The organism is Streptomyces sp. CA-146814 (assembly GCF_050942385.1).
GTDB lineage: Bacteria > Actinomycetota > Actinomycetes > Streptomycetales > Streptomycetaceae > Streptomyces.
In genome coordinates this window covers 6768598-6790271 of record NZ_CP192068.1, presented here as the reverse complement: position 1 = coordinate 6790271, position 21674 = coordinate 6768598, and the positions used below count along the sequence as shown (strand labels likewise).

Genomic DNA, 21674 nt, shown 5'->3' with positions numbered 1-21674 from the left:
CGAGGCGCGGCCCCGCGAGCGGGCGGCCCAACACCTTCAGGAGCACAGTGATCAGGGTCCTCGTCACGGACGACGAGCCGCTCATCCGGGCAGGCATCCGCATGATCCTCTCCTCGGCGGCGGACATCGACGTCGTCGCGGAGGCGGCCGACGGGCGGGAGGCCGTCGGTCTGGCCCGGGAACTGATGGTGGACGTCGTCCTGCTGGACCTGCAGATGCCGGTGATGGACGGCCTGACGGCGCTGGCGGAGCTGCGCCGCACCGTGCCCTCGGCGCAGGTGCTGATCCTGACGACGTTCGGCGAGCAGGAGAACGTCCTGCGGGCGCTGACCGGCGGCAGCGCGGGCTTCCTCCTCAAGGACTCCGCGCCGCCGGACCTCCTGCGCGCGGTCCGCGCGGCGGCCGCGGGCGAGGCGTACCTCTCCCCGGTCACCACCCGTCAGGTCGTCGACCTGGTGGCGTCCGGGGATGTCGCCCACCGGGCCGGTGAGGCCCGCCGCCGCCTGGAGCGCCTGTCCGGGCGGGAGCTGGACGTCCTCGCCCTGCTCGGTGAGGGCCTGTCCAACGCCGACGCGGGCCGCCGGCTGCACATGAGCGAGGGCACGATCAAGACGTACGTCAGCCGCATCCTGTCCAAACTGGACTGCGAGAACCGCGTCCAGGCGGCGCTCCTGGCCCGGGACGCGGGTCTGCGCGGGGACACTCCCTGACCGTGGAGGCCGGCCGGTACGCCCGTGGCGAGGCCCCCGCGCCGGAGAGGAATCCGGTGCGGGGGCCTCGTTTCGGGGTGACGGGTGGTCAGGACACCGTCAGCGGGCGGATCGCGGTGGGGGCGTGGGACGGGTCCGTGGCGATGTCCTCGAACTCGTTGACCGAGGCGATGTCGGTGCCGCTCATCGCGATGTTGGTGACCCGCTCCAGGATCGCCTCGACGACGACCGGGACGCGGAACTCGGCGGCGAGCTTCTTCGCCTGCTCGAAGGCGGGCAGCAGCTGGTCCGGCTCGGTGACCCGGATGGCCTTGCAGCCGAGGCCCTCGACGACCTTGACGTGGTCGACGCCGTAGACGCCCAGCTCCGGGGAGTTGAGGTTCTCGAACTCCAGGTTGACCTGGAAGTCGATGTCGAAGTTGCGCTGCGCCTGGCGGATGAGGCCCAGGTAGGAGTTGTTCACCAGGACGTGGACGTACGGGATGCGGTGCTGCGCGCCGACGGCCAGCTCCTCCAGCATGAACTGGAAGTCGTAGTCGCCGGAGAGGGCGACGACCGTGCCCTCCGGGTCGGCGGTGGCGACACCGAGCGCGGCCGGGATGGTCCAGCCGAGCGGGCCCGCCTGGCCGCAGTTGATCCAGTGGCGCGGCTTGTAGACGTGGAGCATCTGCGCGCCGGCGATCTGGGAGAGGCCGATGGTGGTGACGTACCGGGTCTCGGGGCCGAACGCCCGGTTCATCTCCTCGTAGACGCGCTGCGGCTTGAGCGGCACGTTGTCGAAGTGCGTCCTGCGCTGGAGGGTCGCCTTGCGCTCCTGGGTGGAGGCGGCCCAGGCCGAGCGGTCCGTGAGCTTGCCGGCGGCCTTCAGCTCGCGCGCCACCTCGACGAAGAGCTCCAGCGCGGCCTTGGCGTCGGAGGCGATGCCGAGGTCGGGGGCGAAGATCTTGCCGAGCTGGGTGGGCTCGATGTCGACGTGGACGAAGGTGCGGCCCTGGGTGTAGACGTCCAGCTTGCCGGTGTGGCGGTTGGCCCAGCGGTTGCCGATGCCGAGGACGAAGTCGGACTCCAGGAAGTTCGCGTTGCCGTAGCGGTGCGAGGTCTGGAGGCCGACCATGCCGGCGTTCAGCTCGTGGTCGTCGGGGAGGATGCCCCAGCCCATCAGGGTCGGGACGACCGGAACACCGGTCAGCTCGGCGAACTCCACGAGCAGTTCGGAGGCGTCGGCGTTGATGATGCCGCCGCCCGCGACGAGCAGCGGGCGCTCCGAGGCGTTCAGCAGCTCCACGGCCCGCTCGATCTGCTTGCGGGAGGCGGCGGGCTTGTGCACCGGGAGGGGCTCGTACAGCTCGGGGTCGAACTCGATCTCGGTCAGCTGGACGTCGATCGGCAGGTCGATGAGGACCGGGCCGGGCCGGCCGGTGCGCATCAGGTGGAAGGCCTGCTGGAAGACGCCGGGGACCTGCGCGGCCTCCAGGACGGTGGTCGCCGCCTTGGTGACCGGCTTGGCGATCGAGGCGATGTCGACGGCCTGGAAGTCCTCCTTGTGCAGGACGGCCGTCGGGGCCTGGCCGGTGATGCAGAGGATCGGGATGGAGTCGGCGATGGCGGAGTACAGACCGGTGATCATGTCGGTGCCCGCCGGGCCCGACGTACCGATGCAGACGCCGATGTTGCCGGCCTTGGCCCGGGTGTAGCCCTCCGCCATGTGGGAGGCGCCCTCGACGTGCCGGGCCAGCGTGTGCTGCACCCCGCCGGAGGCCTTGAGGGCCGCGTAGAAGGGGTTGATCGCCGCACCCGGCACACCGAACGCGTTGCTGACGCCTTCGCGCTTGAGGATCTCAACTGCCGCACGGGCAGCGGTCATACGAGGCATTGAGTGCTCCTGCTCGGGATTGGTGGAGTCGGGCTCTGTCGCGCCACCTGAGAGCACCAATTCCGTATTGCGGAAATTCAGTTCTGCTATACGGAAGCAATCTAAAACGCGGCGCGGTCGCCGTCAAGAGCGGACGCGGCGGCCCACCCGCGATGAGTGCGCCGATTCCCTCCCCAGAACCTCGCTCCTGGTGGACGATGGGGTGACGAGGGAGGCACGGAGCGCGGTCGCGGTCCGCACGGCGTGCCGGAGGGAGACGATCGTGAAATCCGTGCCGGTACGGTGTCCGGTCTGCGGCCGGGACCACGCCTATGTCGCGCCGGCCTACCCGTGCCCGTGCGGCGCACCCACCGCCCCGCCTCTGCTGTCCGGCGCCCCGGCGGTCCAGGTCACCCGGCGCACCTGGGACGAGGACTGGGTCACGGTCCGCTGCACCGCCTGCGAACGGCGCGACCAGTGGCCGCAGCCGGAGCTCTGCTGCCCGTGCGGGGCGCTGCTGCGGATACCGGTGCGCCCGGTGGACGAGCCGGAGCCACCAGCCGAGCCCGTCGTTCCGGCGCACATCCCGCTGCCGCGCACCGCCGCGCACCCGCGCCCCTCGTTCCGGCCGCGGACGATCCGTACCGGCCATGACGCGGTGAGCGCGGCCGCCCTGTATCTGGCCTGGCTCGGCTACCGCGAGGTGGCCAGGGAGCGGGCGCGCGCCGCGGGCGGCATCGACCTGCGGGCCACCGGACTGGTGGCGCAGGTCGACGCCACGACCCGGCCGGTGGAGCTGCGCGCGGTGGAGTGCCTCTGGCTGAACGCCCTGGGCGCGTCGGCGGCCGGGGTGTTCTTCTCACTGGCCGGATACACGGCCGAGGCGCGGGCCCGGGCGGACGGCGTCGGCCTGCCGCTCTTCGTCATGGACCTCACGGGCGCGCCGCAGCCGGTGAACAGCCCGGCGGACGAACTCGTGAGCACGGGGGCGTAGAGCCCGTTCCGGAGGACGCTTCCGAGGGGTGTATTCGGGCCACCCCGTACCGGTGCCCGGCCCGGCGCGGCACACTGAGTACATGCGTATCCGCTCCGCCAGACGCTCCGATCTCCGCCTTCTCCAGGACATCGAGCGCGCCGCAGGGGAACCCTTCCGCACCCTCGGCATGCACTCCGTGGCCGACGACGATCCGCCCCCGCTCGACCTGCTGGAGAGCTACCGGCAGGCCGGACGGTGCTGGGTGGCCACCGATCCCCTCTCCGCCACCGGCGACCGGCCCCTCGGCTATGTGATCGCCGACCCCGTCGACGGGGCCCTGCACATCGAGCAGATCTCGGTGGACCCGGTCGCCGCCCGCCGAGGCATCGGCCGCACGCTGATCGACCGGCTCGCCGCACTCGCGCCCGGACAGGGCCTCACCGCGCTCACCCTGACCACCTTCAGCGATGTGCCGTGGAACGCCCCGTACTACACGCGCATCGGCTTCCGGGTGCTGCGTGAGAGCGAACTCACCGACGGGCTGCGGACGATCCGCGGTGAGGAGGCGCAGCACGGTCTGGACCGCTGGCCACGGGTCTGCATGCGACGCGACCTGCTGCCCGCACGCCCTCAGGCGCCCGCACCGGCGCCGGTGCCACCGTCGGCGTCGGCCTCGCCGTCGGTCGCTGTCAGTGGTGCCCCGTAAGCTGAGGGCATGGATTTAACTCCACGTCATACCGTGCAGCCCGCCGTCGCGTCCGCCGCCCAGGCGAACGAGGCCATCCGCGCGCTCGTCGACTCCCGTGCGGGCCAGGACTGGTCGGCCCACGAGTCCGCGACGTACGAGGTGCTGCTCATCGAGTGGGCGGCGGCGACCCGGTCGGGCGGCTCCGACATCATCGAAGCCGCCTGACCGGCCGCACCACCCGGCCTGAGGTCTGTCCGGGCCTCAGTCGGCGTACGTCTCGCGCAGCTCGATCTTGCGGACCTTCCCGCTCACCGTCATCGGGAAGGAGTCCAGCACCCGCAGCCTGCGCGGGATCTTGTAGTGGGCCAGCCGCTCCCGGCAGTACGCGGTGATCTCCTCCAGGACCGGCGGGTCGGCCGGGTCGCGGGCGATGACGCAGGCCAGGATCTCCTCCCCGTACCGCGCGTCCGGCACACCGACCACCTGGACGTCCGCGATCTTCGGATGGCCGTGCAGGAACTCCTCGATCTCCCTCGGATACACGTTCTCCCCGCCCCGGATGATCATGTCCTTGATCCGGCCGACGACCTGGACGTATCCGTCCTCGCGCATCACCGCGAGGTCCCCGGTGTGCATCCAGCGGCCGGCGTCGATCACTTCGGCGGTGCGGTCGGGCTGGTCCCAGTAGCCGAGCATCACGCTGTAGCCCCGGGTGCGGAGTTCGCCCGCGCTACCGCGCGGCAGGGTCACACCGGTCGCCGGGTCGACGACCTTGACCTCGATGTGCGGCAGCACCCGGCCCACCGTGCCGGTGCGGCGCTCCAGGTCGTCGTCGCGGCGGGTCTGGGTGGAGACGGGCGAGGTCTCCGTCATGCCGTAACAGATGGACACCTCGTCCATGTGCATCTCGGCGACCACCCGTTTCATCACCTCGACCGGACACGGCGACCCGGCCATGATCCCGGTGCGGAGCGAGGACAGGTCGTACGAGGCGAAGTCCGGCAGGTTCAGTTCGGCGATGAACATGGTCGGGACGCCGTAGAGCGAGGTGCACCGCTCCTGCTGGACGGCGGCCAGCACGGCGGCGGGCTCGAAGGACGGGCCCGGGATCACCATGCAGGCACCGTGCGAGGTGGCGGCGAGGTTGCCCATCACCATCCCGAAGCAGTGGTAGAAGGGCACCGGCAGACAGATCCGGTCGGCTTCCGTGTAGGCGATCATCTCCCCGACGGAATAACCGTTGTTGAGGATGTTGTGGTGGGAGAGCGTGGCGCCCTTGGGGAAGCCGGTGGTGCCCGAGGTGTACTGGATGTTGATGGGGTCGTCGCAGGACAGTTCGGCCTCGCGGGACGCCAGTTGGTCGGAGGTGACGGCTGTGGCGGTGGCGGTCAGCTCGGTCCAGGACGGGTCGCCGATGTAGTGGACGGCCCGCAGGGACGGGCAGTTGGCGCGGACCTGGCCGACCAGGGCGCGGTAGTCGCTGGTGCGGTGGGCGAGGGAGGCGACGAGCAGCGAGATGCCCGCCTGGTTCAGGACGAACTCCAACTCGTGTGCCCGGTAAGCAGGGTTGATGGTGACCATGACGGCACCGATGCGGGCGGTGGCGTACTGGAGCAGCACCCATTCGGGACAGTTCACCGCCCAGATACCGACCCGGTCGCCCTTCTCCACGCCGGACGCCATCAGGGCGCGGGCCAGCTCGTCGACGTCGGCGCCGAACTCCGCGTACGTCCAGCGGCGGCCGGAGACCACGTCGACCAGCGCCTCGCGCTCCCCGTGGGCGGCGATCGTCCGGTCCAGGTTGCGGCCGATGGTGTCACCGAGCAGCGCGGTGGTGCCGGTGCCGTGTGCGTAGGACAGGCTGCCGCTCACGTGAGATCCCCCTCGTCGTACTCGGTGCCGGTGCCTTGGGCGGTGCGCTCGCGCAGCTCGATGCGGCGGATCTTGCCGGAGACGGTCTTGGGCAGCTCCGCGAACTCCAGCCTGCGGAGCCGTTTGTACGGGGCGAGCACCGCCCGTGAGTGCGCGAAGAGGACCTTCGCGGTCTCCGGCCCCGGCTCCCAGCCCTCCGCCAGCACGACGTAGGCCTTCGGGACCGAGAGCCGCAGCGGGTCGGGGGCGGGGACGACGGCGGCCTCGGCGACCGCCTCGTGCTCCAGGAGGGCGCTTTCCAGCTCGAAGGGCGAGATCTTGTAGTCCGAGGACTTGAATACGTCGTCGCTCCGGCCCACGTACGTCAGGTAACCGTCCTCGTCACGCGACCCGATGTCGCCCGTGCGGTAGTAGCCGCCGGCCATCGCCTCGGCCGTACGCTCCGGGTCGCCGTGGTAGCCGGCCATCAGGCCGACCGGGTGGTCGGAGAGGTCGAGCGCGATCTCGCCCTCGCTCACGCCGGGGCGGCCGGTGACCGGGTCGAGCAGCTCCACGGTGAAGCCGGGGCTCGGGCGGCCCATGGAGCCGGCCTTGAGGAGCTGGCCGGGCGTGTTGGCGACCTGGACGGCGGTCTCCGTCTGGCCGAACCCGTCCCGGACGGTGACACCCCATGCGCGCCGGACCGTCTCGATGACCTCCGGGTTCAGCGGCTCGCCCGCCGCGACGACCTCGCGCGGCGGGACCTTCAGCTGCGACAGGTCCGCCTGGATGAGCATCCGCCAGACCGTGGGCGGAGCGCAGAAGCTGGTGACGGCCGAGCGGTCCATCTCGGCCATGAGGCGGGAGGCGTCGAAGCGGGTGTAGTTGACGATGAAGACGGTGGCCTCGGCGGTCCACGGGGCGAAGAGGTTGGACCAGGCGTGCTTGGCCCAACCGGGCGAGGAGATGTTGAGGTGGACGTCGCCCGGCCGCAGCCCGGTCCAGTACATGGTCGCCAAGTGGCCCACGGGGTAAGACACATGGGTGTGCTCGACCAGTTTCGGCCGGGCGGTCGTGCCGGAGGTGAAGTACAGCATCAGCGGCTCGTCGGCCTCCGTCGGCCGGTCCGGCGTGAAGTCGCCCGGGGCGTCCGCCACTTCGGCGTACGGCAGCCAGCCCGCCACCTCCTCCCCCACCGCGATCCGGGTGAACTCCCCTGGCACCTCGTCGAACTTGGCGGTGTCCGCGTCCCGCACCAGCACATGGCGCACCCGCCCGCGCTCCACCCGGTCGCGCAGGTCGGCGGGGCCGAGCAGCGGGGTGGCGGGGATGACCACGGCACGCAGCTTCATCGCGGCGAGCGCGGTCTCCCACAGCTCCACCTGGTTGCCGAGCATCACCAGGATCCGGTCACCTTCGCGGACGCCTTGCGCCTTCAGCCAGTTGGCGGTCCGGTCGGAGCGCTCGGACATGGCGGCGAAGGAGACCTCGGTGCGCCGGCCGTCCTCCTCCACGATGTGCAGGGCGGTGCGGTCGTTGTCCTCGGCGATGACGTCGAACCAGTCGAGTGCCCAGTTGAAGTGGTCGGCCCGGGGCCAGCGGAATCCCGCGTACGCCCGCTCGTACTCCTCGCGGTGGGCCAGCAGGAAGTCCCGGGCGGCCCGGAACGTCTCCGTCGCACTCGTTGCCGGCATATGCCCTCCTCGTTGCGGACCGGACCGGTCGATTGACATCATGCAAACAGTGACCCAGGTCTCACCACCCCCGGACGGGGGTGGCGCCCTCCCTCCGGCGAGCGAGGCGCGGACCGGGCGGGAAGGCGTCGGAGTGCCGGAACCGGTCGATGCGGTCGAGATGCAGACGGCGCTGGCCGGGCTGCGCCGGACGAGCGGGCTGCCGGTCGTCTTCGGCGGTCTGCTGTCGGATGCCCGCCATGCGCGGATCGCCGAGCTGAACGGGGCGCAGACCAGCGCGTTGCGCGGGCTGGTCATCTCGGCCGGGAGCGGCCTCGGCGGCAAGGCCATCGCGCTGGCCCGGCCCTGCGCGGTGACGGACTATCCCGCCTCGCGCCACATCAGCCACGAGTACGACACGGCGGTGGCGGCGGAGGGGCTGCGCTCGGTGGTCGCGGTGCCCGTCGTCGTACGGCGGGCGGTGCGGGGCGTGCTGTACGGGGCGCTGCGTACGCCGGTGAGCCTCGGCGACCGGACGTTCGACGCGGCGGTCGCGGCGGCCCGTGACGTGGAGCAGGCGCTCGCCGTCCGCGACGAGGTGCGCAGCCTGCTGGCCCTGACCCGGGAGCAGGTGGACGGCCCCGGTACGGCCCCGGGCGCCTGGGAGGACGTACGCGAGGCCCATCGGGAGCTGCGCGCGCTGGCGCCGCGCGTGGCCGACCCGGCGCTCCGCGACGAGCTGCTGACCGTCTGCGGACGCCTCGCCTCCGCGTCCGGGGCGCGGGTCCCGGCGGCGGCCCGGGAGGTGCGGCTCGCGCCGCGCGAGGTGGATGTCCTGGCCTGCGTGGCGGCGGGCGCGACGAACGCGGCGGCCGCCCGCCAACTGGGTCTGCGGCCGGAGACGGTGAAGGGCTATCTGCGCTCGGCGATGCGCAAGCTCGGGGCGCACACCCGGCTGGAGGCGGTGGTGGCGGCGCGCCGGGCGGGGCTGCTGCCGTAAGCGGCGCCCGGACGGGTACGGTCCGCGACGACGGCGGACCGGCGTTACGCCCACCGGCCCCACGCCCGCGCGCTCCTCCCCCGCCCGACCCATGATGAACCGGTGATCAGTGTCCTCTTCGCCGTCCTGACCGCCCTGAGCAACGGTTCGGCCTCCGTGCTCCAGCGCCGGGCGGCGATGAAGGTGCCCGACAGCGAGGCGATGCGCCTCTCCCTGATCGGCCATCTGGTGCGCCAGCGGGTGTGGCTGGCCGGGATCGTCCTGGTGATCGTGGCCGCCGTCTGCCAGGCGGTGGCGCTGGCGACCGGGCCGATCTCGGTGGTGCAGCCGATCTTCGTCATCGAGCTGCCCGCGACGCTGCTGCTGGCCGGCTGGATGATGCGGGTCCGGGCGCCGCGTACGGTCTGGTACGGCGTCGCCGCGGTGACCGTCGGCCTGGCGATCGGGCTCGGGTCGGCCGCGCCGGTCGACGGCACGGACTCCGTGCGGGGTGCGGACTGGGTGCCGACGCTGCTGCTGACCGGGGCGTTCGAGGCGGTGCTGATCGTCGCAGCGCTGCGGGTGCGCGGCAATGCCCGGGCGGCGCTGCTGGGGCTCGCCGCCGCCTGCGGCTATGCGCTGACGGCGGCGCTGATGAAGGACGCGATGGCGCATCTGGGCCCGGACGGCGGGGCCGTCGCGCTGCTGACGTCCTGGCAGCTGTACGCGACGGCGGCCGCCGGGGTCGGTGCTCTCTTCCTGCTCCAGAACGCGCTGCACGCGGGGACCTTGGTGGCCGTACAGCCGATGCTGACGCTCGGGGACGCGCTGATCAGCATCCTGTACGGCGTGACGCTCTTCGAGGAGGAGCTGCGCACCGGCTGGTGGCTGCTGCCCGAGCTGGCCGGGCTGGGGCTGATCGCGGCGGGGTGCGTGGCGCTGGCCCGCTCCTCCCTGGCCACCGACACGCTGGCGCCGCAGCCACCCCCGCCCCGGGTCGGCTGAGAGAGCCGCGGGTCAGACCTGGTCGACCGGTGTGACCCGCTCGTCCTCCCGTACGGGTCCCGGCGGGGTGCCGTCGCCGAAGGGGCGGCCGCCGAGCTGTTCGCGGTGGTGCGGAGTGGTCCAGCCGGAGAGGTCGGGGCCGAGCGGGACGATGCCGGTCGGGTTGATACCCGTATGCACCTGGTAGTAGTGGCGCTTGATGTGGTCGAAGTCGACCGTGTCGCCGAACCCGGGGGTCTGGTAGAGGTCGCGGATGTACGCCCACAGGACGGGGTCCTCGGTGATCTTCGTACGGTTGCACTTGAAGTGGCCGTGGTAGACCGCGTCGAAGCGGACCAGGGTGGTGAAGAGGCGGATGTCGGCCTCGGTGATGGTGTCACCGACCAGGTAGCGCCGGTCGGCGAGGCGGGCGGAGACCTGGTCGAGGCGGGCGAAGAGTGCCTTGTAGGCGTTCGCGTAATCCTCCTGGGTGCTGGCGAAACCGGCCTTGTAGACGCCGTTGTTGATGTCCTGGTAGATGCCCTCCACCACCTCGTCGATCTCCGCGCGCAGCGGCTCCGGGTGGAGGTCGGGGGCGCCGGGGCGGTGCAGGGCGGTCCACTCGGTGGCCAGGTCCAGCGTGATCTGCTGGTAGTCGTTGGTGACCAGCTGTCCGCTCGGTACGTCGACGATCGCGGGCACACTGACGCCGCCGGGGTAGTCGTGCTCCCGGGCGTCGTACGCCTCGCTCAGGTAGCGGATGCCCAGCACCGGGTCCTTGCCGTCCGGGTCGAGCGTGAAGCGCCAGCTGCGGTCGTCCTGGAGGGGGTCGGTGACGGCGAGGGAGAGCGCGTCCTCCAGGCCGAGCAGGCGGCGGGAGACCAGGGCGCGGCTGGCCCAGGGGCAGGCGCGGCTGACGACGAGCCGGTAGCGGCCCGGCTCGACGGGCCATCCGTCGCGGCCGTCGGCGGTGATGCGGTCGGCGAAGTGGCTGCGGGACCGCTTGAACGGCTTGTGGCCGTAGGAGGTGTTGCCGTCGCTCCCGGCGCTGTCCCTCGTGGTCTCCGTACCGGTGTCGCTCATGCCGTGCTCCTCGATGGGTCGGTGGATTCCTTGTGCTCTCGTCGTCTGCCCCGTCGGTCGGCTCCGACATCGGCCAGCGCCACGATCAGTGCGGCCAGCACGAAGGCGACGGAGACGATCAGCCCGTGGTCGTACGCGTCCGCCCACCCCTCCGTCCCGACCTGCGCGAAGAACACCGCGCCGACGGCCGCGATCCCGACCGCCGAGCCGACCCGCTGCCCGGTCTGGAGCGTGCCGCCGGCGCTTCCGGCCCGGTGTACGGGGACCTCGGCGAGGGTCAGCGTCTGGTTCGGCGCGATCACCAGCCCGCTGCCGAGCCCGGCCAGGAGCAGTGGCCCGGCCATCGCCCAGCCGGCCCCGCTGCCCGGGACCCAGTGGACGGCGAGCGCGGTGCCGGCGAGGCCGACGGCGACCATGGTGAGTCCGGCCACCACCAGCGGGCGGCCGAACCGTCCGACGAGCCGGCCGCCGATCGACGCGGCAACCCCGGAGCCGAGGGCGAAGGGGGTGATGGCGAGTCCGGCCTGGAGCGCGGTGTAGTTCAGGCCCGACTGGAGGTAGAGGGTGGTGACGAAGAAGATCGAGGTGAACCCGGCGAAGTAGAGCAGGATCAGCAGGCATCCGAGCCAGTAGGAGCGCAGCCGGAACAGCGAGAGGTCCAGGACCGGATGGGTGGGCCCGCCCGTGCACCGTGCCTCCCAGGCGACGAAGGCGCCGAGCAGCGCCGCGGCGAGCACGACCAGGAGCCACTTGCCGTTGCCGGGCCACTGCTGGGCCTGGACGAACGGCAGCAGCAGGGCCAGCACACCGGCGCCGAGGAGCAGGACGCCGAACGGGTCCAGGTCGCGCGGCCGGACCCGGCCGGCGGAGGGCGTGTCGGGGAGGAGGCGGTGGGCGAGCAGGAGGCAGACGGCACCGAGCGGGAGGTTGACGTAGAAGACCCACCGCCAGCCGTGCTCGGGGCCCGCCGCCTGGATGAGCAGACCGCCGAGCAGCGGGCCCACGGCGGTGGAGATGCCGACGACCGTGCCGAACATGCCGAAGGCGCGGCCGCGCTCGCGCCCGGAGAACATCTGCTGGATCAGGGCGGAGATCTGCGGCGAGATCAGACCGCCCGCGATGCCCTGGACCAGTCGGGCGATGACCAGCCACAGACTGGACTGGGCGGCTCCGCAGGCGGCGGAGGCCAGGGTGAAGAGGGCGAGGCCCGCCATGAAGACGGCCCGGCGGCCGCGCGCGTCGCCGAGGCGGCCGGACGGGATCAGGAAGAGGCCGAAGGCGAGCGCGTAGCCGGAGACCACCCATTGGAGGTCGGACTCGGGCGTGTTCAGGCCCTCCCGGATGGACGGGAGGGCCACGTTGACGATGGAGACGTCCAGCAGGGTCATGAAGCCCGCCACCAGACAGACCGCCAGCGCCTTCCAGCGCCGGGGGTCGGGGCCGTCGGAGGCGGCGTCGCGTCCCTCCGGGCCGGGTCGCGCCGGGCTCTCTGCCATGGTTCGCACCTTAGGACGGGCCGGGTGTTTCCTCATCCGGACGTCCGGGGCACGGCGTGTCCGGGACGGCCGGGGGTACCTGTTCCCGCATGACTGTGGAGAAAACGAGCGTCCTCGTCCTTGACTGCGCCGAACCGATGGAGCTGGCCGAGTTCTACGCCGGTCTGCTCGACGCGGAGGTACGGATCGGCTCCGACCCCGACTTCGTGGAGATCGTCGGCAACGACGGCGTCCGGCTGGCGATCCGCCGGGACCACGGCTACGCACCGCCGAGCTGGCCCCGCCCGGAGGACTCGCAACAGGCCCACCTGCGGATCCTGGTGGGCCGTGACGACATCGACGAGGCCGAGCGCGAGGCGATCTCGCTCGGGGCGAGGCCCGTCGACACCGGTGACAGCAACAGCGGTCCGCGCGATGTCCGCGTGTACGGGGATCCGGCGGGCCACTCGTTCTCGCTGGCGGTGTATCCGCTGCCGCAGGACTGAGCGACGGCGGGAGGCACAGGGGCTCTTCGGGGCCCCTTCACTCGCGTCCGGCAATAGACAGGAAAGTTTCCCAACAGTGTTGACGGCAATTGGAAGGAGGCTTTACTTTCAGTGCTGCCGCCATGGCGTCTCCCACCCCCATCCGAAGGGAGCACCACCATGTACCAGCGCACCACTCCCCCCACCGAGCCCACTCCCACGGCCGGCCGGCGCCGGTTCACCCGCAAGGCCCTGCTCGCCGCCTCCGCGCTCGGCGTGGTCACCGCACTCCTGGCCCCCGTCCGGGCAGGGGCCGCACCCGCTCCCGCCGCCCCCACCGCCGCCACCCCTCTCGCGGCCAACGGCCAGCTCCGCGTCTGCGGCCTGCAGCTCTGCAACGCCTCGGGCCAGGCCATCGCCCTCAACGGCATGAGCACCCACGGCACCCAGTGGTACGCCCAGTGCGTGACCGACGGGTCGCTCAACGCGCTGGCCACCGACTGGCGCGCCGACGTACTGCGCGTCTCCACCTACGTACAGGAGGGCGGGTACGAGACCGACCCGGCCGGATTCACCGCGCGGGCGCAGAAGTTCATCGACGCGGCGCACGCGCGCGGGATGTACGCGGTCATCGACTGGCACATGCTCACGCCGGGCGACCCGAACGCGAACCTCGCGCGGGCCAAGACCTTCTTCACCGCGATGGCCAAGAAGTACAAGGACCACCCGGGCGTGCTCTACGAGATCGCCAACGAGCCCTCCGGGGTGAGCTGGTCGGCCATCAAGTCCTACTCCGAGCAGATCATCCCGGTGATCCGGGCGCAGGACCCGGACGCGGTGGTGCTGGTCGGGACGCGCGCCTGGTCCTCGTTCGGGGTGTCGGAGGGCTCGAACGAGTCGGAGGTCGTCAACAACCCGGTCCACGCCTCGAACATCATGTACACCTTCCACTTCTACGCGGCGTCGCACCGCGAGGCGTACCTCGCCACGCTGGACCGGGCCTCCGACCGACTTCCCGTCTTCGTCACGGAGTTCGGGACGCAGAACTACGCGGGCGAGGGCGCCAACGACTTCGCGATGTCGCAGCGCTACCTCGACCTGATGAAGCGCAAGAAGATCTCCTGGACCAACTGGAACTACTCCGACGACCACCGCTCCGGTGCCGTCTTCAAGACCGGCACCTGCAACGGCTCCACCTGGGCCGGAACCGGGGTCCTGAAGGAGGCCGGGGTCTGGATCCGCGACCGCATCCGCCAGTAAGCCGGACCCGCCCCGTCCGCCCCCGACAGGGCGGGGCGGCCCTCCGTACCGCGCCCGGTGCGGTGCACTCCCCCACCGCGCCGCACCGGGCGCTCATGCGCACGATGCGGGGAATTAACCTCCAACGCCTTGTCATGTCCCATCTACGCGCATAGCTTTTGGCCCTCAGACCTACGTTGGGGGCACCTCCGTGCAGATATCCAGATCCGGTTCCGTCCTGCTGACCGGTGCCGTCGCCGTGGCGCTCGCGGTGACCGCCCTGCCCGCCGCCCAGGCGGCCCCGTCCACCACCGCGGTGATCTCCGAGGTGTACGGCGGCGGGGGCAACTCCGGCGCGACGCTGACCCGGGACTTCGTCGAGCTGGCCAACGCCGGCACCACGCCGTTCGAGGTCGGCGGCCTCAGCGTCCAGTACCTGCCGGGCGCGCCGTCGGCCGGTTCGCAGTGGCAGGTCTCCGCGCTCAGCGGCGCGATCGCCCCCGGCGGCCGCTACCTCGTCGCTCAGGCGGCGGGCACCGGCGGCACCGTCGCCCTGCCCACCCCCGACGCCACCGGCACCGTCGCGATGGCCGCCGGAAGCGGCACGGTCGCCCTGGTCTCCGGCACCACACCGCTCACCTGCAGGACGGCGGCGGACTGCGCTGCCGAGCCCCGGATCGTGGACCTGGTCGGCTACGGTTCCGCGGTCGTCCGGGAGGGCAGCGGCCCGGCGCCCACCGCCTCGGCCACCGCCTCCGCCCACCGGGCCGCCTCGCTCGCCGACACCGACGACAACGCCGCCGACTTCTCCGCCGCCGCACCGACCCCCGTCAACGCGTCGGGCGAGACGTCCGGCGGCGGCCAGGAGCCGGAGGAGCCCGGCCCGACCGAGCCCGGTCCCGTACGGATCCACGACATCCAGGGCACCACCCGTGTCTCGCCGCTGGACGGCACGGCGGTCACCGGCGTGCCGGGCACCGTCACCGGCGTACGGGCCACGGGTTCGCGCGGCTTCTGGATCCAGGACACCGCGCCCGACGGCGACGCCCGCACCAGCGAGGGCCTCTTCGTCTACACCGGCTCGGCCGCACCGGCCGTGAAGGTCGGCGACGCGGTCCTGGTGAGCGGCAAGGTCGCCGAGTACTACCCGGGCACCGGCACCCAGTCGATCACGCAGATCACCGCGCCGCGCACCACCGTCCTCTCCTCCGGCAACGCGCTGCCCGCGCCGGTGATCCTCGACTCCCGTTCGGTGCCCGGCCGTTACGTGCCTTCGGCGGGCGGCGGCGCCATCGACGCGCTGCCGCTGGAGCCGAAGCGGTACGCCTTGGACCTGTACGAGTCCCTGGAGGGCGTCCGGGTCCGGATCGCCGACACCCGGGTGACCGGGGCGACGACGGCGTACGACGAGATCTGGGTGACGGTCAAGCCGAAGGAGAACCCGACGCGGCGCGGCGGCACGCTCTACGCCTCGTACACGGACCAGAACACCGGCCGCCTCAAGGTGATGTCGCTCGACCCGGCGCAGCCGGTCCCGACGGCGAACGTGGGTGACGTGCTGAAGGGCCGCACCACCGGCGTACTCGACTACGCCAGTTACGGCGGCTACAACGTGCAGGCCACCGAGCTGGGCACGCTCGTCGACAAGAAGCTGCGGCGCGAGGTGACGCGCAAGCAGAAGAAGGACGAGCTGGCGGTCGCCACGTACAACGTGGAGAACCTGGACGCGGCCGACCCGCAGGCCAAGTTCGACACGCTGGCCGAGGGCATCGCGAAGAACCTGTCCTCCCCCGACATCGTCTCGCTGGAGGAGATCCAGGACGACAACGGGCCGGTCAACGACGGCACGGTGGGCTCCGAGGCGACGCTGAAGCGGTTCACGGACGCGATCGTCGCCCAGGGCGGCCCGCGCTACACCTGGCGCTACATCGCGCCGGAGAACAACAAGGACGGCGGCGAGCCCGGCGGCAACATCCGTAACGTCTTCCTCTACAACGCCCAGCGGGTCTCCTTCGCCGACCGGCCGGGCGGCGACGCCACCACTCCGGTGGCGGCGGTGAAGACCTGGAAGGGCGCGAAGCTCTCCGTGTCGCCCGGCCGGATCAACCCGGCGAGCCCGGCGTGGGAGGCCAGCCGCAAGCCGCTGGTGGGCGAGTTCACCTTCCGGGGCAAGCCGGTCTTCGTCATCGGCAACCACTTCGGTTCCAAGGGCGGTGACCAGCCGCTGCACGGCCGCTACCAGGAGCCGAACCGCTCGTCGGAGACGAAGCGGATCCAGCAGGCCGCCGAGGTGAACGCCTTCGTCACCTCGCTGCTGAAGGCGGACAGGTCGGCGCGGGTGGTGGCGCTCGGGGACTTCAACGACTTCGAGTTCTCCCCGACGTTCACGGCGCTGACCAAGGGCAGGGTGCTCAAGCCGCTGATCACGACGCTGCCCGCCTCCGAGCGGTACAGCTATGTCTTCGACGGCAACTCGCAGACGCTGGACCACATCCTGACGAGCCCGGGCATCCGGCGCTTCGACTACGACGTGGTGCACATCAACGCGGAGTTCGCCGACCAGGCGAGCGACCACGACCCGCAGGTGGTGCGGGTGAAGGTCGACGGCTTCTGGTTCTGAGGCCGAGCGCCGGTGGGACGGGCCATCAGGTCCGGCTCACCGGTGCACCCGGTGGGGCCGGCTCTCAGCTCCGTCCCACCGGGGCACCCGCCTGCCGGGGCAGCACGACCGGACCGGCTTCCGTCTCCCGAGGCCGCTCCGGCTCCCGCTCCAGCTCCAACTCCCGCTCCGGCTCCGGCTCCGTGAAGAACCGCGACACCAACTCCGCCACCTCCACGGCCCGTTCCAGGACCACCCAGTGGTCGGACTCCGGCACCGTCAGGAACCGGCTGCCGTCGATCGTCGCCGCGAACTCCCGTTGCCGCGCGGGCGAGGTCACCGTGTCGTGCTCCCCGGCGAAGACCAGCGCCGGTACGCCGCTCAGCCCGCCGGAGAAGTCCGGCCGGTCCGCCAGCGCCCGGTAGAGCGAGTCCGCCGCGTGCGGCGAGTGGGTCAGCGCGTGCAGGAACGAGCGGCGCACATAGCGGCGGGCCAACTCCCGGCGATGTACGGCCCGTTCGGGATCGAGGCACATCAACGCATCGGCGGCCAGCGCCGCGAAGCCGTCCAGGTCACCGTCGGCCAGCAGCTCCCGGGCCCGCTCCCAGCAGTCCACCTGGGCCTCGTCGATGTGGACCGGTACGCCGCCGAGAGCGAGCCGGGCGACCCGCTCGGGGTGCCGTTGCGCGAAGCCGAAGGCGATGGCGGTGCCGTAGGAGAAGCCGAAGAGGTTCAGGCGGGGGGCGCCGAGGTCGTCGGCGATCGCCAGGACCGCGCGGCGCAGGATGTCGGCGCTGGGGCCGGGTGGGAGCGGGTCGGCGGAGCCCATGCCGGGCAGGTCGGCGGTGACCACGTCGGCGGCCGGGCCGAGGTGGTCGTCCATCTGCGGCCAGCCGTACATGCCCTGGAGGGCGCCGCCGAGGACGAGTGCCGGTTCGGTGACGGGGGCGGTGCCGCCGCCGCGGTCGTGACGCAGGACGCGGTAGCCGTAACGCACTCCGTCCACGGACAGCGTACGGATGATCTCCTCGGGCATGGTGGTCGCCCAACTCCCTTCCGGTCAGGCCCTGGTGAGGACGAGCGCCGCGTTGTGGCCGCCGAATCCGAGCGAGGTCTTGACCGCGCAGCCGAACGAGGCGGCGCGGGCCTCCTTGGCGACGACCTCCATCGGGATCTGCGGGTCGGGCGCGTCCAAGTTGACCGTGGGCGGGACCAGTTGGTGCTGGAGGGCCAGGACGGTCAGCGCGGCCTCGATGCCGCCGGCCGCCCCGAGGGTGTGGCCGGTCATCGCCTTGGTGGAGGTGACCAGCGGGCTCTCGCCGAGGACGCGGCGGAGCATGGTCGCCTCGATGAGGTCGTTGGAGAGCGTGGAGGTGCCGTGCGCGTTGACGTGTCCGACGTCGGCCGGGGAGAGCCCGGCGTCGGCGAGGGCGGTGCGCAGGGCGCGTTCGATGCCGAGCCCTTCGGGGTCCGGGGCGACGGCGGAGTGGGCGTCGCTGGAGGCTCCGTAGCCGCTGACGTGGGCCCGGACGGTGGCGCCGCGGGCGCGGGCGTGGTCGGGGTGTTCCAGGACGAGGAGGCCGGCGCCCTCGCCGACGACGAAGCCGTCGCGGTGGGTGTCGAAGGGGCGGCAGGCGGCCGTGGGGTCCTCGCGGCGGGTGGAGACGGCCTTGAGGCTGCACGCGCTGGCGATCAGCAGCCGGGTGCAGGTGGATTCGGCGCCGCCCGCGATGACGATGTCGCAGGCGCCGGAGCGGAGCATCTGGTGGGCGGTGCCGATGGCGACGGTGCCGGAGGAGCAGGCGGTGGAGACGGCCTGGCTGGGGCCCCGCACGCCGAGGTCCAGACTGACGCTGCTGGCCGCGCCGTTGACGACGCTGAGGGGCGCGAGCTTCGGCGAGACCCGGCGGGCGCCGCGCTCGGCGAGGACGGCGTGCTGCTCGTCGTAGAAGGCGAGCCCGCCGTGGGCCGAGCCGATGACGATGCCGACCCGTCCGCTGTCCCAGACCGTCGGGTCGAGTCCGGCGTCCGCGATCGCCTCGCGGGCCGCGATGACGGCGAGCTGGGCGAAGCGGTCCATCAGCCGCTGGGCGGCCACGCCGAGCAGCTCGCGCGGGTCGCAGTCGGTGACGGAGTAGAAGAAGTCGCAGGGCAGGCCGTCGAGTTCGGGCCGCGGACCGACGGAGGGCGTGAGGCGCTCGGTGACGCCGCGCCAGGTGGCGTCCACGCCCGTACCGGCGGCGGTGACCAGGCCGACCCCGGTGACGGCGGCGGCGAACGGCGCGAGCGGCGGGCGGCGGTAGGGCCCGGTCGCGGGGGCCGCCGGGGCGCTCACGCGGTGGCCTTCACGTGGACGACCTCGATCAGCCGGCCGAGGGTGTCGCGCGAGGTGAGCGCGACGTCCTCCAGGTCGACGTCCAGCCGGTCCTCGATGAGCAGCCGCAGCTCCTCCAGGGCGAGGGAGTCCAGCCGCAGCCGGTGGAGCGGAACGTCGGGCCGCAGGGCCTCGGGGTCGGTTCCGAACTTCGCCACCAGCAGGGCGCTGATCTCTTCCGAGGTGGTCATTGGCGCTCCTGGGCTCAGTGACGCGGTGACGCCGGCCGCGCGTTTGGGGACGAGGTGGGGAGGGGCCATCGGGGGACGCCGGCTGCTCCGGAAGGACCCTTTATACGCCTTCACCGAGGGGTTCCCGGCCCCCGTTCCCCCGTGCGGTGGGAGCTCTGTCCAGGTGTACGAATCCGCCGGTACGGCCGGGCGGGGGTGCAGGATGGACGGACGGACCGTACGAGCGGAAGGAACGGCACATGGCGGAGGAAGCGGAGGCCGAGGTCAGCCCCACCGGCTGGGTGGCCCGGCAGGCCGAGCTGTACGAGTCGTCCGGCGGCACGAAGGGCACGACCCAGCTCGGCGTCCCCTGTCTGCTGCTGGACTACGTGGGGCGGCGCAGCGGGGTTCTCCGGCGGACGGTGCTGATGTACGGGCGGGACGGCGAGGACTACCTGATCGTGGCCTCCAACGGCGGCTCGGACCGCCCGCCGCTCTGGTACCTGAACCTTCAGGCGGACCCCGAGGTCCGGCTCCGGGTCGGGACCGAGCGCTTCGCGGCCGTCGCGGCGACGCTCCCGGCCGAGGAGAAGGCCCGGGTCTGGCCGGGGCTGGTGGAGCTGTTTCCGCGCTATGCGCAGTACCAGGCGGGCACCGCGCGGGACATCCCGGTGGTCCGGCTGACGAGGCACTGACCGGGCTCGGCGGCCCGGGCGAAGACGTTCCTGTAAGTCATTTCCTGTACGACGTTCCCTGTACGACGTTCCGAGAGGAGCCGTTCATGACCACGGCGAAAGACCTGTTCATCATCGCCATGGATCCGAGGCCGGAGCATTCCGTGGGGCAGGGCGATCTGTCGCTCGCCCTCGCGGGGGCCGAGCTGGTCGATCTGATCGACGCGGGCGCCATCACCGTGGACGACGACGTCATCGTGCCCGGCGAGCCGTCGACGTACGAGGACCGGCTCCTCGGCGAGGCCTCGGCGCTCCTGACCCGGCAGCCGCCCCATGAGCGGATCGAGGACTGGCTGTGGCGCCGGGGCCGGGACCTCTCCGCCGCCTATCAGGCCGCGCTGGAGGAGAACGGTGAGCTGACCCGTAAGCGGAGCGGCCGGCTGCCCTTCGGCTCGGAGCGCGTGGAGCCGGCCGACACCCCGGCCCGCCGTGCGGCGGCCGAGCGCTGGGAGCAGGGGGAGCCCGTCCTGGCGGCCCTGGCCTCCGTGGTGGGTGCCGGGGGCGGACGGTCCGACGACGCGGCCGGACGGCCGGAGGGCGAGACCGGACGACCGGAGGGTAAGGCAGGACGGCCCGACGACGAGGCCGGCGCCGACGAACCCGGTCTCGACGTACCCGGTCTCGACGAACCCGGTTTCAACGACGACGCGGTGACGGCGGTGGTGACGGCCGTACACGACGCGGTGATGGAGCTGGAAGCGGTACGCCAGCGGCGCACGATCGAGAACACGGCGTTCGCCAACCTCTGGCGCGGCCCCTGACGGGCGGACACCCCCCTGCCATGAGCCGGGAGTTCTGCCTAGACTCCGCGATCATGACCATCGAAACGGTTCAGGCCGGCCCGTCCGCCCTCGGCGGCCCCGCTCTCTTCGACACCATGTCCACCATGCGCGCCATGCGCCGCCTCAAGCCGGACGCCGTTCCGGACGAGACGATCGAGCAGCTCGTACAGGCCGCCGTCTGGGGTCCCAGCGGCGGCAACATGCAGTGTTACGAGTACGTCGTGGTGACCGACCGCGAGGTGATGGCCCGGCTCGCACCGCTGTGGAAGCGGTGCGTGGACTCGTACCTGGCGACGACCGGGAAGTACGCGCCGAAGGGCATGGACGGAGCGGCGTACGGGCGGATGGTGGCGGCGATCGAGTACCAGCGCGACCACTTCGCCGACACGCCCGCGCTGATCGTGCCGTGCTACCGCTTCCCGGAGCCGCAGCTCGACGAGGAGGGCCTGATCGCCTCCGCGCAGGCGCTCGGCCCGGAGGCGAGCGCGCGGATGATGGCCTCTCAGACGCGGTTCCAGGCGCTGGCGGAAGGTTCCTGCGTCTACCCGGGCGTCCAGAACCTGCTGCTCGCGGCACGGGGCCTCGGCCTCGCGGCGAACATCACCATCTGGCACCTGTTCCTGGAGCAGGAGTGGAAGCAGGAGCTGGGCATCCCGGAGGACATGGCGACGTTCGCCGCCGTTCCGGTGGGGTGGCCGCAGGGCAACTTCGGACCGGTCCGGCGCCGCCCGGTGGCGGACGTCATCCACCGGAACCGCTGGTAGCGAGGGCGGGGCCGATCGGCCCATCGCCTCCCCTGTCGGGTGATTCCCCTCGTCACCCGACAGGCCCTAATTGCCCGTCAACTCCCTTATTTTTCAGGCCAGTTGCGTGACACGCCACAACTCGGCCGTCATTGTCATGCCCTTCTCACCTCGCTAGCCTGGGTGCGCTCGCAGCCCCTTGCGTCCTTCACCCGGGCCGGGGGCTTCTCTCTTCTCCTCCCGCGGATTTCCCCACAGGTTCCCCACAGAGCAGGAG

At 71.9% G+C, this 21674-nt stretch carries 20 protein-coding genes; 12 read left to right on the top strand and 8 right to left on the bottom strand.

Features of this window, described 5'->3' with window-relative positions; genetic code table 11:
* The first annotated feature begins 47 nt into the window (after positions 1–47).
* Positions 48–710, top strand: a complete 663-nt coding sequence (locus ACQP09_RS30015; protein ID WP_432151307.1) for a response regulator — start codon at positions 48–50, stop codon at positions 708–710.
* Positions 711–798: 88 nt separating this feature from the next.
* On the opposite strand, the gene gcl is transcribed toward ACQP09_RS30015, so the two are convergent.
* The gene (gene gcl, locus ACQP09_RS30010) at positions 799–2583 is read right to left on the bottom strand and encodes a glyoxylate carboligase (protein WP_404066847.1); all 1785 of its coding nucleotides are present in this window, start codon (positions 2581–2583) and stop codon (positions 799–801) included.
* A 262-nt stretch (positions 2584–2845) separates the two neighbouring features.
* Between gcl and ACQP09_RS30005 the strand changes: the two genes are divergently transcribed.
* The 3 genes from ACQP09_RS30005 to ACQP09_RS29995 all read left to right on the top strand — a co-directional run bounded on the left by ACQP09_RS30005 (position 2846) and on the right by ACQP09_RS29995 (position 4451).
* The gene (locus ACQP09_RS30005; RefSeq protein WP_433405329.1) at positions 2846–3556 is read left to right on the top strand and encodes a hypothetical protein; all 711 of its coding nucleotides are present in this window, start codon (positions 2846–2848) and stop codon (positions 3554–3556) included.
* Between the two features lie 82 nt (positions 3557–3638).
* On the top strand, positions 3639–4244 hold the full coding sequence (locus ACQP09_RS30000) for a GNAT family N-acetyltransferase (RefSeq protein WP_433405327.1): 606 nt from the start codon (positions 3639–3641) through the stop codon (positions 4242–4244).
* 9 nt (positions 4245–4253) lie between these two features.
* Positions 4254–4451, top strand: a complete 198-nt coding sequence (locus tag ACQP09_RS29995) for a hypothetical protein (protein ID WP_433405324.1) — start codon at positions 4254–4256, stop codon at positions 4449–4451.
* Positions 4452–4487: 36 nt separating this feature from the next.
* Here ACQP09_RS29995 and ACQP09_RS29990 read toward each other — a convergent pair whose 3' ends face one another.
* Positions 4488–6098 (bottom strand): AMP-binding protein, encoded by a 1611-nt coding sequence (locus ACQP09_RS29990; protein ID WP_433405322.1) that lies wholly within the window; start codon positions 6096–6098, stop codon positions 4488–4490.
* Entirely contained in the window at positions 6095–7771 is a 1677-nt protein-coding gene (locus ACQP09_RS29985) for an AMP-binding protein (protein ID WP_433405319.1), read from the bottom strand. Before ACQP09_RS29985 ends, ACQP09_RS29990 begins: the two co-directional genes overlap by 4 nt.
* Before the next feature lie 133 nt (positions 7772–7904).
* Here ACQP09_RS29985 and ACQP09_RS29980 point away from each other — a divergent pair, with 133 nt between their 5' ends.
* Positions 7905–8750: a response regulator transcription factor gene (locus ACQP09_RS29980; protein WP_433406808.1), complete on the top strand. Its 846-nt coding sequence runs from the start codon at positions 7905–7907 to the stop codon at positions 8748–8750.
* A 102-nt stretch (positions 8751–8852) separates the two neighbouring features.
* A complete protein-coding gene (locus ACQP09_RS29975; RefSeq protein WP_433405316.1) occupies positions 8853–9734 on the top strand; it encodes a DMT family transporter in 882 nt (293 codons plus the stop codon).
* Between the two features lie 12 nt (positions 9735–9746).
* On the opposite strand, the gene ACQP09_RS29970 is transcribed toward ACQP09_RS29975, so the two are convergent.
* Both ACQP09_RS29970 and ACQP09_RS29965 read right to left on the bottom strand, forming a co-directional pair.
* Positions 9747–10796 carry a glutathione S-transferase family protein gene (locus ACQP09_RS29970; protein WP_433405314.1) on the bottom strand — a complete coding sequence of 350 codons (1050 nt, stop codon included), beginning with the start codon at positions 10794–10796 and terminating at the stop codon, positions 9747–9749.
* Complete coding sequence (locus tag ACQP09_RS29965; RefSeq protein WP_433405311.1) at positions 10793–12292, bottom strand: MFS transporter; 1500 nt, start codon at positions 12290–12292, stop codon at positions 10793–10795. The genes ACQP09_RS29970 and ACQP09_RS29965 overlap by 4 nt, the downstream gene beginning before the upstream one ends.
* An 89-nt stretch (positions 12293–12381) precedes the next feature.
* Here ACQP09_RS29965 and ACQP09_RS29960 point away from each other — a divergent pair, with 89 nt between their 5' ends.
* From ACQP09_RS29960 to ACQP09_RS29950, 3 genes are all read left to right on the top strand, one after another.
* Positions 12382–12777 (top strand): VOC family protein, encoded by a 396-nt coding sequence (locus ACQP09_RS29960; RefSeq protein ID WP_433405308.1) that lies wholly within the window; start codon positions 12382–12384, stop codon positions 12775–12777.
* Between the two features lie 159 nt (positions 12778–12936).
* The gene (locus tag ACQP09_RS29955) at positions 12937–14016 is read left to right on the top strand and encodes a glycoside hydrolase family 5 protein (RefSeq protein ID WP_433405306.1); all 1080 of its coding nucleotides are present in this window, start codon (positions 12937–12939) and stop codon (positions 14014–14016) included.
* A gap of 190 nt (positions 14017–14206) precedes the next feature.
* On the top strand, positions 14207–16615 hold the full coding sequence (locus ACQP09_RS29950) for an endonuclease/exonuclease/phosphatase family protein (protein WP_433405304.1): 2409 nt from the start codon (positions 14207–14209) through the stop codon (positions 16613–16615).
* Between the two features lie 64 nt (positions 16616–16679).
* Here the strand turns inward: ACQP09_RS29950 and ACQP09_RS29945 are convergent, their stop codons facing one another.
* Genes ACQP09_RS29945 through ACQP09_RS29935 form a run of 3 tightly spaced genes read right to left on the bottom strand, consistent with a single transcriptional unit; the run spans position 16680 to position 19159 of the window.
* The gene (locus ACQP09_RS29945) at positions 16680–17630 is read right to left on the bottom strand and encodes an alpha/beta fold hydrolase (protein ID WP_433405301.1); all 951 of its coding nucleotides are present in this window, start codon (positions 17628–17630) and stop codon (positions 16680–16682) included.
* Positions 17631–17654: 24 nt separating this feature from the next.
* Positions 17655–18929 carry a beta-ketoacyl-[acyl-carrier-protein] synthase family protein gene (locus tag ACQP09_RS29940; protein ID WP_433405298.1) on the bottom strand — a complete coding sequence of 425 codons (1275 nt, stop codon included), beginning with the start codon at positions 18927–18929 and terminating at the stop codon, positions 17655–17657.
* On the bottom strand, positions 18926–19159 hold the full coding sequence (locus ACQP09_RS29935; RefSeq protein ID WP_093686543.1) for an acyl carrier protein: 234 nt from the start codon (positions 19157–19159) through the stop codon (positions 18926–18928). Before ACQP09_RS29935 ends, ACQP09_RS29940 begins: the two co-directional genes overlap by 4 nt.
* 239 nt (positions 19160–19398) lie before the next feature.
* Between ACQP09_RS29935 and ACQP09_RS29930 the strand changes: the two genes are divergently transcribed.
* The 3 genes from ACQP09_RS29930 (at position 19399) to ACQP09_RS29920 (ending at position 21418) form a co-directional block, all read left to right on the top strand.
* Positions 19399–19833, top strand: a complete 435-nt coding sequence (locus ACQP09_RS29930) for a nitroreductase family deazaflavin-dependent oxidoreductase (RefSeq protein WP_433405295.1) — start codon at positions 19399–19401, stop codon at positions 19831–19833.
* Positions 19834–19919: 86 nt separating this feature from the next.
* Positions 19920–20633, top strand: coding sequence for a GOLPH3/VPS74 family protein (locus tag ACQP09_RS29925; RefSeq protein ID WP_433405292.1), 714 nt, complete (start codon positions 19920–19922; stop codon positions 20631–20633).
* A gap of 53 nt (positions 20634–20686) precedes the next feature.
* A complete protein-coding gene (locus ACQP09_RS29920; RefSeq protein ID WP_433405291.1) occupies positions 20687–21418 on the top strand; it encodes a nitroreductase family protein in 732 nt (243 codons plus the stop codon).
* Positions 21419–21674: the final 256 nt, after the last annotated feature.